Origin of the sequence: Saccharopolyspora sp. ID03-671 (assembly GCF_045278815.1) — a bacterium.
GTDB classification, from domain to species: domain Bacteria; phylum Actinomycetota; class Actinomycetes; order Mycobacteriales; family Pseudonocardiaceae; genus Saccharopolyspora; species Saccharopolyspora ipomoeae.
In genome coordinates this window covers 5,073,142-5,087,455 of the sequence record NZ_CP134054.1, presented here as the reverse complement: position 1 = coordinate 5,087,455, position 14,314 = coordinate 5,073,142, and the positions used below count along the sequence as shown (strand labels likewise).

At 68.8% G+C, this 14,314-nt stretch carries 13 protein-coding genes; 9 read left to right on the top strand and 4 right to left on the bottom strand.

The features are described from left to right. The first annotated feature begins 64 nt into the window (after nt 1–64). The 3 genes from REH65_RS23595 to REH65_RS23585 all read left to right on the top strand — a co-directional run bounded on the left by REH65_RS23595 (nt 65) and on the right by REH65_RS23585 (nt 1,825). Nucleotides 65–565 carry an amino-acid N-acetyltransferase gene (locus REH65_RS23595; RefSeq protein WP_281454758.1) on the top strand — a complete coding sequence of 167 codons (501 nt, stop codon included), beginning with the start codon at nt 65–67 and terminating at the stop codon, nt 563–565. Nucleotides 566–605: 40 nt separating this feature from the next. Beyond that, entirely contained in the window at nt 606–1,124 is a 519-nt protein-coding gene (locus REH65_RS23590; protein ID WP_406689120.1) for an amino-acid N-acetyltransferase, read from the top strand. A gap of 194 nt (nt 1,125–1,318) precedes the next feature. Then, the gene (locus tag REH65_RS23585) at nt 1,319–1,825 is read left to right on the top strand and encodes a phospholipase (RefSeq protein ID WP_281454760.1); all 507 of its coding nucleotides are present in this window, start codon (nt 1,319–1,321) and stop codon (nt 1,823–1,825) included. A gap of 165 nt (nt 1,826–1,990) precedes the next feature. Here the strand turns inward: REH65_RS23585 and REH65_RS23580 are convergent, their stop codons facing one another. Both REH65_RS23580 and REH65_RS23575 read right to left on the bottom strand, forming a co-directional pair. Continuing rightward, a complete protein-coding gene (locus REH65_RS23580; RefSeq protein ID WP_406693225.1) occupies nt 1,991–3,238 on the bottom strand; it encodes a sialidase family protein in 1,248 nt (415 codons plus the stop codon). A 244-nt stretch (nt 3,239–3,482) separates the two neighbouring features. Continuing rightward, entirely contained in the window at nt 3,483–6,014 is a 2,532-nt protein-coding gene (locus REH65_RS23575) for a DNA translocase FtsK 4TM domain-containing protein (RefSeq protein ID WP_406689119.1), read from the bottom strand. A gap of 183 nt (nt 6,015–6,197) precedes the next feature. On the opposite strand from REH65_RS23575, the gene REH65_RS23570 reads away from it, so the two are divergent. From REH65_RS23570 to REH65_RS23545, 6 genes are all read left to right on the top strand, one after another. Beyond that, on the top strand, nt 6,198–6,944 hold the full coding sequence (locus REH65_RS23570) for a lysophospholipid acyltransferase family protein (RefSeq protein WP_406693224.1): 747 nt from the start codon (nt 6,198–6,200) through the stop codon (nt 6,942–6,944). A 125-nt stretch (nt 6,945–7,069) separates the two neighbouring features. Continuing rightward, entirely contained in the window at nt 7,070–8,644 is a 1,575-nt protein-coding gene (locus tag REH65_RS23565; protein ID WP_406689118.1) for an alpha/beta hydrolase, read from the top strand. A gap of 373 nt (nt 8,645–9,017) precedes the next feature. After that, nucleotides 9,018–9,320: a hypothetical protein gene (locus REH65_RS23560; protein ID WP_406689117.1), complete on the top strand. Its 303-nt coding sequence runs from the start codon at nt 9,018–9,020 to the stop codon at nt 9,318–9,320. A 26-nt stretch (nt 9,321–9,346) separates the two neighbouring features. Further along, entirely contained in the window at nt 9,347–9,910 is a 564-nt protein-coding gene (locus REH65_RS23555; protein WP_406689116.1) for a DUF3558 family protein, read from the top strand. Between the two features lie 23 nt (nt 9,911–9,933). Continuing rightward, entirely contained in the window at nt 9,934–11,136 is a 1,203-nt protein-coding gene (locus tag REH65_RS23550; RefSeq protein WP_406689115.1) for a hypothetical protein, read from the top strand. Nucleotides 11,137–11,139: 3 nt separating this feature from the next. Further along, nucleotides 11,140–11,964, top strand: coding sequence for an ESX secretion-associated protein EspG (locus tag REH65_RS23545; protein ID WP_406689114.1), 825 nt, complete (start codon nt 11,140–11,142; stop codon nt 11,962–11,964). A 52-nt stretch (nt 11,965–12,016) separates the two neighbouring features. Here the strand turns inward: REH65_RS23545 and REH65_RS23540 are convergent, their stop codons facing one another. Beyond that, a complete protein-coding gene (locus REH65_RS23540) occupies nt 12,017–12,256 on the bottom strand; it encodes a hypothetical protein (RefSeq protein ID WP_406689113.1) in 240 nt (79 codons plus the stop codon). A gap of 328 nt (nt 12,257–12,584) precedes the next feature. Next, a complete protein-coding gene (locus tag REH65_RS23535; protein ID WP_406689112.1) occupies nt 12,585–14,309 on the bottom strand; it encodes a ribonuclease J in 1,725 nt (574 codons plus the stop codon). Between the last annotated feature and the right edge of the window lie 5 nt (nt 14,310–14,314).

Sequence of the window (14,314 nt, the reverse complement as noted above, 5' to 3'; positions counted from 1 at the left end):
GGTGGCCGAGATTACGGCCGTCCGGACGACCACCTTCCCGTTGCGATGGTTAGGCTTACCTAACGTGAATGCCATCGAGGTGCGACCGGCCCGAGTCCGCGACGCGCGAGCGATCAAGTCGTTGGTCGACCACTACGCGGGCAAGGTGGTGCTCGGCAAGGAGCTCGTGACCCTCTACGAGGACATCCAGGAGTTCGTGGTCGCCGAGGACGGCGGGAGCATCATCGGCTGCGGCGCGCTGCACGTGCTGTGGGAGGACCTCGCCGAGATCCGCACGGTGGCCGTCGACCCGATGGAGAAGGGGCGCGGCGTCGGGCACCTGATCGTGGAGCGGTTGATCGAGCACGCCGCCGAGCTGGGACTGTCGCGGATCTTCGTGCTCACCTTCGAGACGGACTTCTTCGGCCGCCACGGATTCCGGCCGATCGCCGACACCCCGGTCCCGCCGGAGGTCTACGCCGAGATCCGCCGCTCGCCCGACGAGGGCGTGGCGCAGTTCCTGGACCTGGCGCACGTCAAGCCGAACACCTTGGGCAACACCCGGATGCTGCTGCAACTGGCGTGACGGTCGCGCTGGGGCCCCGGCGCGGCGCTACGATGGATGCATGAATGGTTATGCGCCGTCGGAGATAGTGATTCGACGGGCTCGGATCGCCGACGTCCCGACCATCAAGGCGCTGGTCGACACCTACGCGGGCGAGGTGCTCCTGGAGAAGGAGCTGGTCACCCTCTACGAGGACGTCCAGGAGTTCTGGGTCGCCGAGGACGGCGGGCGCGTCGTCGGCTGCGGCGCGCTGCACGTGCTCTGGGAGGACCTCGCCGAGATCCGCACCGTGGCGATCGACCCGGCGGTCAAGGGCCGCGGCATCGGGCACCGGATCGTCCAGCGGCTCATCGGACTGGCCACCGACCTGGGTCTGACCAGGCTGTTCGTGCTCACCTTCGAGACGGACTTCTTCGGCCGCCACGGATTCCGCACCGTCGACGGCGCCCCGGTCAGCCCCGAGGTCTACGAGGAGATGCGCCGCTCGGTCGACGCCGGCGTCGCCGAGTTCCTGGACCTGGCCAACATCAAGCCCAACACCCTCGGCAACACCCGCATGCTCCTCGACCTGTCCCGCTGAGCAGGCCTTCTTCAATCCTCAAGTGCGGGACTCAGCCTGCACCGCCACCGGCACCGCCGAGCAAGGCGAGTTCGGCCCTCCGTTCCTGGTCGTTTATCAACCGTTCGCTTCGTAAGTTCGCAACTTCCTCACCGGTCACTCCGGGAACGGTTATAAACACCGGTGGTCATTCGTTCCACCCAGAGGAGACCACCTTGGAACGCACCCGTCGTCGCGGCCTCGTCGCCGCCGTGGCCGCCACCGGAGCCCTGCTGCTGAGCGGCGGTACCGCCTTCGCCGCCGACCTCACGCCGGAGGAGCTGCAGAAGACCACCGACAGCTACCTGTTCGAGTACTCGCTGGACGAGTTCACCCAGACCAGGGGCGAGCAGCCGTACGCCGACCAGCTCGACTGGTCCTCCGACGGCTGCTCCTACTCCCCCGACGCTCCGTTCGGGTGGGAGTTCAAGGAGAGCTGCGACCGGCACGACTTCGGCTACCGCAACTACAAGCTGCAGGAGCGGTTCTCCGAGGACAACCGGCTGAAGATCGACGACAACTTCCGCGACGACATGTACTCGGCCTGCGACGGCGACGGCGCCTGCGAGGCCACCGCGGACCTCTACTACCAAGCGGTCCGCCAGTTCGGCGGCTCCGCCTCCTCGCTCGCCGAAGCCGTGGAGATGGCCGAGCTGCCGGACAAGGCCCGGGCTCAGCAGTGATCACCAGGTGACAGTTTTCATGAAAACTGTCCCGGACAAAACGGATGTTCTCCTTTTCTCCGGCGGGCGATTTTCATGAGAACTGTCGCGGTGCGGAGGACCCCCACCCGGTGGGAGGACCACCTCTCCAGGTGGGGGTCGTTCTTCGCCGGGTGACCTCGCGGGTCAGCGGCCGATTCGGGTGTCCATCGGACGGGCTTCGGTCTGGGCCGTGGCCGCCGTGCCGGACTCGTCGATCGGGCCGACGCCGTAGAAGGCCTCGCAGGGACCGCCGATGTAGTGCTCGAAGTCCGTGGTCACGTGGATCATGGACTTGCCGTCGGAGGTCGGCAGCAGGGTCGGGCTGAAGTTCCGGCAGACGCTGCCCTGGTTGTAGCTGATCTGCACCGGTGCCGGGATCTCCTTCCACGGACCGTCGAGCTTCCCCGGATCGTCGTTGACCATCACGGTCTTGCCGTTGCCCGGAGCCCAGCCGCCCTCGTCACCGCCGAGCATCTGGTAGCCCAGCAGCAGCCGTCCGTTCGGGTTCGGCCCCGGCGCGAGCGCGATGGTCGGCGTGCCGAGCGGCTGGCCGCCGGTGTCGGAGACGATCTCGGTGCCGAGGTCGTAGGGGTCGCCCCAGTCCCAGCCGTCGGAGGATTCGCGGATCCAGATCGTGCAGGTGTGCACCGGGTCGTAATTGCAGACCTCGTACACCATCACGTAGGTGCCGTCGGGCAGCTTGCGCACTCCCGACATTCCCGGGCGGACCCGGAACTCGTCGTTCTTCAGCATCTCCTTCGAATCGGTCCAATTTCGACCATCCGAAGAACGCACCTGCATCAGTTTCTGATCGTGCTTCGGGTCGCCGTCGTCGGAATAGAAGGCGACCAGATCACCCTGCTCCGAAACCGTGAACTCGGGTTCCCACACACCCGGTCCGACCGGGGCCCGCACGATGTCGGAGAGGTAGCTCCAGGTCTTGCCGTGATCGTCGCTGCGCCACACGCGGATGCTGGCCTGCCGCTCCTCCTCATCGGCACCGACACCGGCCGTGCCCGCCCACAGCAGCGTCCCGGCAGGCATGTCGCCGACCTGCTGCGGCAGCTCGTACAGCGTCGAGCAGCACATCCCCTTGGTGTCCTCACCTGCGGGATCGTGGATCTCGGCGAGCGGCTGGAAGGTCTTGCCGTCGTCGCGGCTCTCCTGGATCGTCGCGAAACCGGCGTTGTCGCGGTAGGTCGTCATGCTCGCCAGCACGCGGCCGTTGGCGTCCCCGGAGTGCTCCAGGCGCAGCAGCCTCGGGTAGCTGGACCCGCCGACCCTGAGCAGCTCGCCCTTCTCCACGTCCTGCGTCCCGACGTCTCCGGGAGCGGGCGCGGATAACGCCATCTGCTGGAATCCGGCGGCGACCAATGCCGCCGAGAACAGCACGACCAACAAAGCGCGAACTTTTCGCACGACCATGCGCAATACCCCTCAACCGCAGGCGGATCAACCGTCAGCGGCGGAGAGGTTATCGCAGAAAACTTCTGAATCGAGCCCTCTGAGAATTCCGTTCAGAGCAATTGTCGGGTCGCAAACGGAGCAGTGGAAACAATGCGAAACAAATGGTGATGAACAAACGTGAAAAGTGCGGAGAAGAATCGGGCCCGCGGTGCGCACCGCGGGCCCGGGATCACTCCTCCTCGTCGGGCGAGGGCCCGCCGCGGATCGCGTAGAGCGCGTTCTCCAGCTCGTCGGGCTTGACCAGCACGTCGCGCGCCTTGGACCCCTCCGAGGGGCCGACGACGCCGCGCGATTCGAGCAGGTCCATCAGGCGACCGGCCTTGGCGAACCCCACGCGCAGCTTGCGCTGCAACATCGAGGTCGACCCGAACTGGCTGGTCACGACGAGTTCCGCGGCCTGCAGCAGGACGTCGAGATCGTCGCCGATGTCGGAGTCGATCTCCTTCTTGTCGCCCGACTTGCCCGCTGCGGTGACGCCGTCGGTGTAGTCCGGCTCGGCCTGGTCCTTGGTGTAGGCGACGATGCGGTGGATCTCGTCGTCGGCGACGAACGAGCCCTGCACGCGCACCGGCCGCGAGGCGCCCATCGGCAGGTACAGCGCGTCACCCATGCCGATCAGCTTCTCGGCGCCCGGCTGGTCCAGGATGACCCGCGAGTCGGTCAGCGACGAGGTCGCGAACGCCAGCCGCGACGGCACGTTGGTCTTGATCAGACCGGTGACGACGTCCACCGAGGGCCGCTGGGTGGCCAGCACCAGGTGGATGCCGGCGGCGCGGGCCTTCTGGGTGATCCGCACGATCGCGTCCTCGACGTCGCGCGGGGCGGTCATCATCAGGTCGGCGAGCTCGTCGACGATCGCCAGGATGTACGGGTAGGGCTTGTACTCGCGCTCGCTGCCCAGCGGCGCGGTGATCTCCCCGGAGCGCACCTTGGCGTTGAAGTCGTCGATGTGCCGGACCCGGTTGGCCTGCATGTCCTGGTAGCGCTGCTCCATCTCCTCCACCAGCCAGGCCAGCGCGGCGGCGGCCTTCTTCGGCTGGGTGATGATGGGCGTGATCAGGTGCGGGATGCCCTCGTAGGGCGTCAGCTCCACCATCTTCGGGTCGATCAGGATCATCCTGACCTCCTGCGGGGTGGCCCGCGCCAGCAGCGACACCAGCATCGAGTTGACGAAGCTCGACTTACCGGAACCGGTCGAACCCGCGCACAGCAGGTGCGGCATCTTGGACAGGTTCGCGGTGACCATGTGGCCCTCGATGTCCTTGCCCAGGCCCATGACCAGCGGATGCGAGTCCTTGGCCGCCTCCGAGGACCGCAGCACGTCGCCGAGCCGCACCATCTCCCGGTCGCTGTTGGGCACCTCGATGCCCACCGCGGACTTGCCGGGGATCGGGGCCAGCAGCCGCACGTTGTCGGTCGCGGCGGCGTAGGCGATGTTCTTGGTCAGCGCGGTGATCTTCTCGACCTTCACGCCCGGGCCCAGCTCGACCTCGTAGCGGGTGACGGTCGGGCCTCGGGTGAAGCCGGTGACCTGCGCGTCGATGTTGAACTGCTCCAGCACGGCCGTGATCGCCTCGATCATCGAGTCGTTGACCTTGCTGCGGCTCTTCGGCGGGTCGCCGTCGGTGAGCACGTCCAGCGGCGGCAGCTGGTAGTCGCCCTCGACGTCGCGGCTGATCAGCGGCGCGTCGCTCGTCTTCGCGGGCTTCTCGGGCTTCTCCGGCTTGGCGGCCGGGACCTCGGCGGCCTTCGGCTTGGCGGGCTTGGCCGGGGGTTCCTCGGGCACGTCGTCGAGGGAGAGCTGCTCGTCCTGCTCGGACATCGCCGCCTGGCGGCGCCGGGACGGGCGGCGCAGCTTGACGGTCGACGGGTCGCCCTCCAGCTCGGCCTTGCTGGGCGCGGGCTCGAAACCGTCCTCGTCGTCGTAGTCGTCGCCGCGCATCTTGGCGAGCACGTCGCGCACCGACGACCCGGTGAGCACGAGCAGTCCGAACAGCCCGGCGATGATCAGCACGGGGACGGCGACGTAGCCGGTCAGGCCGTAGGCCAGGGCGCCCCCGGCGACGAATCCGAGCGCACCGCCCGCGGTGGGCCATGCTTCGGACTCCAGCGGGGCACCCGAGAGGACGTGGATGGTTCCCAGCGTGGCGAACACCAGCAGCACGGTCCCGATGACCACGCGCGGCCGGGCTTCGGGGCTGGTCTCGGTGCGCATCAGGATCACCGAGGTGATCAGCAGGACGATGGGCAGCACGACCGCGCCGATGCCGATGACCGAGCGCAGCGCCCAGTCGAACCAGTGACCGACCGGCCCGCCGGCCTGCCACCACACGCCGGCGGCCACGACGACGGCCAGCGCGAGGTAGATCAGCGCGATCCCGTCGCGGCGGTGCGCGGGGTCGAGCTCGTGCGTTCTGCCGACCGCGCGGACCACGCCGCCGAGTCCGCCACCCCGCTTCCGGGTGGCCGGGGTCTTCTTGCTGCTCTTGGCGGGGGTGCGCTTCGCGGGCGTCTTGCGGGGCGCGTGCGTCGACCCGGCGCGCGGCTTGCTCTGCCCGCCGCCCTTGGTCCCGCCGCTCTTCGCGCCACTGGTCTTGGCGGACGCGGTGCTCTTGCCACGCTTCGCGGCGGTGCCGCTACGCTGCGTCGCCGCCTTGCCGCGCGACGAGCCCCGCCCCCCGTTCGTTGTCCGGCTCGCCATGCCCCACACGGTATCGGCACCCGCCTCTCCCGTCACAACAACCACGGGGGTTTGCGCCCGCTGAACGCACGAGTCGTGAGACTCTTACCCATCATGGTTGCCCTGCCCAACGGCCCGGAGCCGACACACCGGAGCGATCGCGAGAAGCTGTTCCGCGCCACCCCGAGGCCGTGGCGTGCGCTGATGCGCGTGGACCGCGCGGTGATCGCGCTGACCGGGCGGCTCGTCGTCACCGGCGACGTGCCGGATGACCTGCGCGGACAGCCGATGCTGATGGCGGCCAACCACATCGGCAACCTGGACCCGCTGGTGCTCATCGCCGCGTGCCGGCATCGGCGGATCGCGCCGCGCTTCGTCGCGACGGGTGGCCTGTTCGACACGCCGGTGCTCGGTTCGATCATGCGCGCGGGACGGCACGTGCGCGCCGATCGCGGCAAGGCGACGGCGGCCGAGGCGCTGGACAAGGTCGTCGCTGCGCTCGCCGACGACGCGAACCCGGTTCTGGTCTACCCGGAGGGGCGGATCACGCTGGAGCCGAACATGTGGCCGGAGCGCGGCAAGACCGGCGTGGCCCGGATGGCGCTGGCGGCGGGCACGAAGGTCATCCCGGTCAGCCAGTGGGGTGCGCACGAGGCCATGTGCTACGGCATGGTGCGCGTGGAGAGCGCCCGCGACCTGTGGGTCCTCTTCTCCTCGTGGCTGCGGGCGATCGCGCGCAGGCCGACGATGCGGGTGCACTTCGGCGCCCCGGTGGACCTCTCCGACCTGTCGGCCGACCGCGTCGGCGACGCCGCGCGCGCCCGCGACCGCATCATGCGCGCGATCACCGAAGGCCTGGTCCGGCTGCGCGTCGACGAGCCCGACGCCCCGCTGCACCAGGACCGCACCCGCCCGGTCAGCGACAAGCGCTCGCCCTGGTTGGCCCGGTAACCGAACCGAAACGCGGTCGGCGCGACCATTTCTCGCCAACGTCGCGCCACTTTCTCGTCCGACCTCGTTAACTGTCCACACTGCATCGCCATCACCGGCGACAACCCGGACAGACGAGGACGATCGTGAGAAAAGCCGCCACCACCGCGCTGGCGCTCGGGCTGCTGATCGGCTTATCGCCGTCGGTCGGCTCGGCGTCGGCCGCACCAGCGCCCGAATTCACCCCGGCCCCGATCCAGTGGGGCCCGTGCGACAGCGAGACCCTGCAGAAGGCCGGCGCCGAGTGCGGCACGGTCTCGGTCCCGATGGACTACGCGGACCCGGCGGGCGAGCAGATCAAACTCGCCGTCTCGCGCGTCAAGGCGACCGTTCCCGCCGACCAGTACCAGGGCGTCATGCTGGTCAACCCGGGTGGACCCGGCGGTTCCGGGCTGAACCTGAGCGTGCTCGGATCGGCGGTGCCGAAGAACGCCGGTGCCGCCTACGACTGGATCGGCTTCGACCCGCGCGGTGTGGGCAGCAGCGAACCGGCGCTGTCCTGCGATCCGAACTACTTCGGCTACAACAGGCCGCACTACGTGCCCGACGCCGAGCTGGAGAAGACCTGGCTGGACCGCGCCGAGGGCTACGCGAAGGCCTGCGGCAACGCGGGCAAGCTGCTCGACCACCTCAAGACCACCGACTCGGTCGAGGACATGGAGAGCATCCGCAAGGCCCTGGGCCAGGAGCAGATCAACTACTACGGCTTCTCCTACGGCACCTACCTCGGGCAGGTCTACGGCACCCTGCACCCGGAGCGGATGCGGCGGCTGGTGATGGACGGCGTGGTCAACGTCAACGACGTCTGGTACCAGGCGAACCTGAACCAGGACGTGGCCTTCGACCGCAACATCAAGATCTTCTTCGACTGGGTCGCCCGCAACGACGCGACCTACCACCTGGGCACCACCGCGGACGCCGTGGAGAAGCAGTACTACGACCAGCTCGCGAAGCTCGACGCGCAGCCGGCCGGTGACGTGATCGGCTCGGCGGAGTGGACGGACCTGTTCCTGCAGGCCGGGTACTCGACGTCGGTGTGGCCGGAGCGCGCGCAGGCGTTCTCCGCGTGGGTCAACAACGGCGACTGGGCCCCGGCCAAGGCGCTCTACGACGACACCAACGCCCCCGGCGACGACAACGGCTACGCGGTCTACACCGGCGTGCAGTGCACGGACGTGCAGTGGCCGACGGACTGGGAGCAGTGGCGCACCGACAACTGGGCCACCCACGAGAAGGCACCCTTCGAGACCTGGGGCAACGCCTGGTACAACGCCCCGTGCCTGACCTGGCCCGCCAAGGCGGGCAAGCCCGTCGAGGTCGACGGCAGCAAGGTCGAGGGAGCCCTGCTCATCAGCGAGGAGCTCGACGCGGCCACCCCGTTCCCGGGCGCCCTGGAAGCCCGCAAGCGCTTCCCGAACGCGAGCCTCATCAGCCTTCCCGGCGGCACCACCCACTCCGGCTCGCTGAGCGGAAACGCCTGCGAGGACGACAAGATCGCCGACTACCTGCTCACCGGCGCGCTCCCGCCCCGCCAGGACGGCGACGGCCCCGACACCACCTGCGAACCGCTCCCGCAGCCGACCCCGGACCAGGTCGGCACCCAGGCCACCCACGGCCAACCAGCGGTCCTGCAGGAAGCCCTCCAGTCCAACCACCGCTGACCCGTGACGAGAACGGGCCGGACTCCCCTGGGAGCCCGGCCCGTTCCCACTGCTCAGGAACTTGCCTTGACCAGGGATAAGAACTCCCGCCAAACCCCGTCCCGGACGACTAACGCCGTCCCACCGGGACTGGGTCGAGGTTGTGGCTGGTGGTGGGGTTGCGGGGTGCACGGTCGCGTGAAGGGACGTTGCTACATACAGGTGATGGGTGGGGCGAAAGTGATCGCTCAGTAGGGTGATCGCGTTCATAATGTGCGCCGGTTCAAAACGCTGTGATCATCACCGGTGATCACCGAGGATGGGCCGGAAGTCAGACATCAGCCTGAAGTAGGGGGAACACCGCCGTGGCCGGGTACCTGGTCGGCCAGCTGGGTTGGAGAGCGCCATCAAGAAGCTCGAAGACATCAGGGACAACGCGCGCTCGATGGTCCAGAGCATCGGCAGGTCCGCTCCGGGTGCCTTCGCTGGTGAGCTGACGGCCAAGGACAACTACACCTCTTCGGCGTTCAAGGCGATCAACGAACGCGCCGTGGGCGAGCAAGGTTCCCTTCAGCTGATCGTGAAGGACATGACCGCCAAGCTCACCGAGAAGATCGAGGCGTACCAGGCAACGTTGGACGAGTACAGGCGCAACGACGACGCAGCGGCCTCCAGCGTGCGCCGCACCGAACAGTGAACCTCGATCACGGCAAGATGGCGGAGATGACGATTCCTAAGCGAACCTTGCTGGCGGGTGCGGCCGCCGGGTTGGTGATCACGATGAGCGCCTGTTCGAGCGGATCAGCCCCCGAACCGGCACCAGCGCCCGAGAGCCAGCACCAAGCAGGCCCGACGATCAACGATCCGAAGGACGCCTCCGCCGTCGACCTGTGCCAGCTCCTCCCGGGCGATGCGGCCACCTCGCTGGGTCTCAATCCCGCTGGTGAAGAAGAAACCAGCCCGATCGACCCCGACATGCCTCCGCAGTGCACCTGGAAGACCGAGGATGGCGCCACGACCGTCTCGCTCGGGCCGTCCAACGTTCCGATCCAGTGGTACTTCGACAACAAGGCCACTTTCGTCGACTACCGCGAACTGAACATCGCCGGTCACCCCACTGTCCAGGGGAACAAGGCAGATCCGGCGCAAACCGAGAACTGCTGGATGTACCTGGGAACGAAGGACGGCCAGATCCTCGGTGCCTTCGCGTTCGGAACCGCTGACCCGTGCTCGCTGACGCAGAAGGCTCTTGAGGCCTCGGTTCCCACCCTTCCCGCCGCCAAGTAAGGATTCTCTGGGGAGACATCACGATGCTGGACATGTGCTACGCCAGTAGCGCCAAGGAGTACCGCAAGCAGATGGGCGGCGCTCCCGACGCGGCTTCCTTGCCCGCTCCGTCCGACGAGGGCGTCAAGCTCTGGAACAACGTCGCGACGAAGTTCGACGACATGGCGGACGACATCGCTGCTGCGCTGCGAGCTGCCGAAGCCGCCCACGAGGGCACCGCTGCTGATGCCGCGAACGCCTCCATCGCCGAGATTCAGCCTCTTGCGAGGGCTGCTGCTGAGACTTCGCGTGGGGTGAAGGCGGCGTTGGAGGAGCAGAACTCCTACCAGCGTGAGGCTTTTCAGGCTCTTCCGATGAAGGACGACCCGTTGCCCAGCGGGCAGGGGGCTTTGCTGGATCCGCCGGAGAAGGGGTGGGTCGAGGACTGGGGGCTCGACTCGAACCCGGTGACCGGGTGGATGTCGGACTACGAAGAGCGCCAGCAGGCCTACGTGGACACCAACCAGCAGGCCAACCAGGTCATGGAGCGCTACAGCCAGCAGACCGAGGGCGTGATCGCGCGGCTGCCCGAGTTCCAGCCCGCCGACCAGCCGCCGCCGGCCGCTCCGCCCGCTGCGTCGTACCCGACGGCGGGCACGTATTCCGCTGGTGACGGCGGTTCTTCGCACTCCGGTGGTGGCTACTCCGCACCCGCGAGCACGTCGTCCGCGTGGGCTTCGGCCCCGGCCGCCGCGCCCGCGCACGCTCCGTCGGCTCCGCCCGCCGCGTCGAACCCGTCGTGGGCGACTCCGTCCGGTCCCGGGCTTCCGCCCGGCGTCGTGCGCGGTCCCGACGGGACGCTGTTCCGGCAGAACCCGCGGACCGGGGCGTGGGAGCGGCAGAACCCCTACAACGGTCGCTGGGCTCCCTCCCCCAACGGCGGCCCGCGTGGCGGTCGCAGCGGCGAAGGCGCAGGTGCGCCGGTGGGTCGCGGTGCCGGTGGCCGGGCCGGGATGGGCGGTCTCGGTGGCTCCAGCGCCGGGAGCGGTGCCGGTGGTGCCGCCGGTGGTCGCCCCGGTCAGAACGGGGCTCCCGGTGGTGCCGGGGCCGGTCGCGGCAAGCAGGGCGAGGACGACGAGCAGGAGCACCAGCGCCCGGGCTGGTTGGTGGAGCAGGACGACGTGTTCACCAACGACATACAGCGCACCGCTCCCGCCGTCTTCGGTGACGCCGACGCGGGCCGGTGATTCGTGGCCAGGCGTGAACTGAGCCTGCCTCCCGCCGCGGCGAACTACCTCTGCACCCGATTCGACCTGCAACTCCACCCGCTGCTGCGGGTGGGCTGGCTGCCGCTGGACGCCACCGAGTCCGACCGCCGCGAGGCGGCCGAGCTCGGTCGGCGCCAGCTCGTCCAGCAGAGCCTGTTCGACGGCGACGAGCTGCACCCGTTCGTCGAGGACGCCGTGCGCCTGCTCGCCCGGCCGCCGCTGGCGGTCGGCGTCGCGGTCCACGCGCGCGAAGGCGAGAACTTCAACGCGGTGCTCGTCGAATACGGCCGCAGCACGGTCCAGGCCTACCAGGCCGACGGTGAAACACCCGACGACCTGCGGGAAATCCGCATCAAGCGGCACGAGCACGGCGGTCCGGCGGGCAACGCCGTCAACCTGCTCGGCAAGATCACCGCCGCCGACGACGTCTCGGTGTCGCTGCCCTACGCGCACCTGGAGCAGGTGATCAAGCGGATGGGCGACTCGGCCCGGACCATGTCCGCGGCCCTGGGCTACGCGGGAGTGCGCGGGGCGCAGGGGAAAACGCTGATGCGGGCGTTCACCGCCAAGCGCAGCCTCGAAGGTCTCATCACCGTGCGGGCCTACGACCAGCAGGTCCGGCGCACCCGGTCGCTGCCGTTCAACGTGCAGTTCTTCGCCACCGAAGCCGGCTGCTACCTGGCGCAGCGCAAACCCGGCCGGGACGGCCAGGACTGGTACACGCTGGCACCGGCCGACTCCCGCAAGCTCATCGGCACCATCAACGAGATGATCCGGCTGCTCACCCACCCGGCCGCCCGCGTCTGAACGCGGAGGAGGGCCGGCCCCACCCCCGGGGCCGGCCCTCCTGCCGAGCAGATCAGCCTTCCGTGATCGGCGCGTTGACGCAGCTGCTGTCCTGCGGAGACAGGATGGGTGCTGCGACCCCCAGCACCGCGGCGTTGTTGCCGCACAGCTGAACCGGCAGCACGCTCGCGTTGTTGTCGTTCAGCAGGTTGACCCCATCGTTGTCCGCGCTGTCAGCGAACGCCGGGCCGCCGATGGCCATGAGTGCCGTCGCCGCAGCGGCAGCGCCGAAAAGTCGAGCGGAAGTACGCACCTTCAGACCCCAATCTTGCGAGTGGTTTTTCCAGCGGAACGAAGTAGCTCGAACCGGCGAGATTCACCGTGGCAGCGGATCTGCCTGACAGCGCGGTGGGTCATTCCAAAGTGGCACGCCGTCCACCCGTGAGGTGTTCGAAACCACCCAGGGTGCACGGGAGAAACGGACATTCCCCGAGAGCGACTGGCACGTCCGGGTAACGAGTGATCGGAAACGGGTACGGAAGCGGATCTTCGATCCCGCGCAGGCGGCTACCCGCGGTGATGCGAGAACGCGAACGGGGTGGTTCGGAAGGATTTCCGAGCCACCCCGTTCCAGCGAGAGATCAGGATCCGACGGGAAGCACGTTCGGCACGATCATGGGACGGCGGCGGTACTTCTCGGCGACCCAGCGGCCCACCACCCGGCGCACCGACTGCGCGATCCGGTGCGTGTCGGTGATGCCCTCGGCCTCGGTGCGCGCCAGCTCCATCTCCACCAGCGGCACCACGTCGTCCAGGGCCTTCGGGTCGTCGGAGAACCCGCGACCGGAGATCGTCGGCGGCGAGACCGCGCGCCCGTTCGTCACGTCCACCGCGACCGTGATCGCGATGAAACCGCCCTCGCCCAGCACCAACCGGTCCGACAGCGTCGACTCGCCCACGTCGCCAACCGACAGGCCGTCGACGTAGACGTGACCGACCTCGACCCGACCCGCGATGCTCGCGATGCCGTCGACCATGTCGACCACCACGCCGTCCTCGGCGATGACCACGCGATCCGCGGGCACCCCGGTCAGCCGGGCCAGCTCGGCGTTCGCGCGCAGGTGGCGCCACTCGCCGTGCACCGGCATCACGTTGCTCGGGCGCACCGCGTTGTACAGGTACAGCAGCTCACCGGCCGAGGCGTGCCCGGAGACGTGCACCTTGGCGTGCCCCTGGTGCACCACCTGGGCACCCAGCCGGACCAGGCCGTTGACCACGCCGAACACGGCGGTCTCGTTGCCCGGGATCAGCGAGCTCGCCAGCACCACCGTGTCACCGGCGCGGATGCCGATCTGCCGGTGCTCGCCCCGAGCCATCCGCGACAGCGCCGACAGCGGCTCGCCCTGCGAACCCGTCGAGACGAACGCGACCTCGTGCTCCGGCATCTCCAGCGCCTGGTCGAGGTCGACCAGCAGGCCGTCCGGCACGTTGAGCATGCCCAGATCGGCGGCGATGCCCATGTTGCGCACCATCGACCGGCCCACGAAGCAGACCTTGCGGCCGTGCGTCTCGGCGACCTCCAGCACCTGCTGCACGCGGTGCACGTGGCTGGCGAAGCAGGCCACGATGACCCGCTGCGTCGCCTTTCCGATCACCCGGTCCAGCACCGGGCCGATCTCGCGCTCCGGCGTGACGAAACCGGGCACCTCGGCGTTGGTGGAGTCGACCAGGAACAGGTCCACGCCCTCGTCGCCGAGGCGGGAGAACCCGGCCAGGTCGGTCAGCCGGCTGTCCAGCGGCAGCTGGTCCAGCTTGATGTCACCGGTGTGCAGCACGACCCCGGCGGGAGTGCGGATGGCGACCGCCAGCGCGTCCGGGATCGAGTGGTTGACCGCGAAGAACTCCAGCTCGAAGGCGCCGTGCGTGCTGCGCTGGCCCTCGGCGACCTCGATCAGCTCCGGGTTCAGCCGGTGCTCGCGGCACTTGGCCGCCAGCAGCGCGAGCGTGAACTTGGAGCCGACCACCGGCAGGTCCGGGCGCAACCGCAGCAGGAACGGCACGGCACCGATGTGGTCCTCGTGACCGTGCGTGAGCACCAGGGCGTCGATGTCGTCCAGCCGGTCCTCGATCGCGCCGAAGTCCGGCAGGATCAGGTCGACGCCGGGCTGGTCGTCCTCCGGGAACAGCACGCCGCAGTCGACGATCAGCAACCGGCCCTCGTACTCGAAGACCGTCATGTTGCGGCCGACCTCGCCGATGCCACCGAGCGCGACGACCCTGAGACCACCTTCGGCCAACGGGCGTGGTGGTGCCGACGAAGTCGGCGTCACCGGGTGGTGCTCGGTGGCTGTCGCCTGTGCGCTCAACGCTG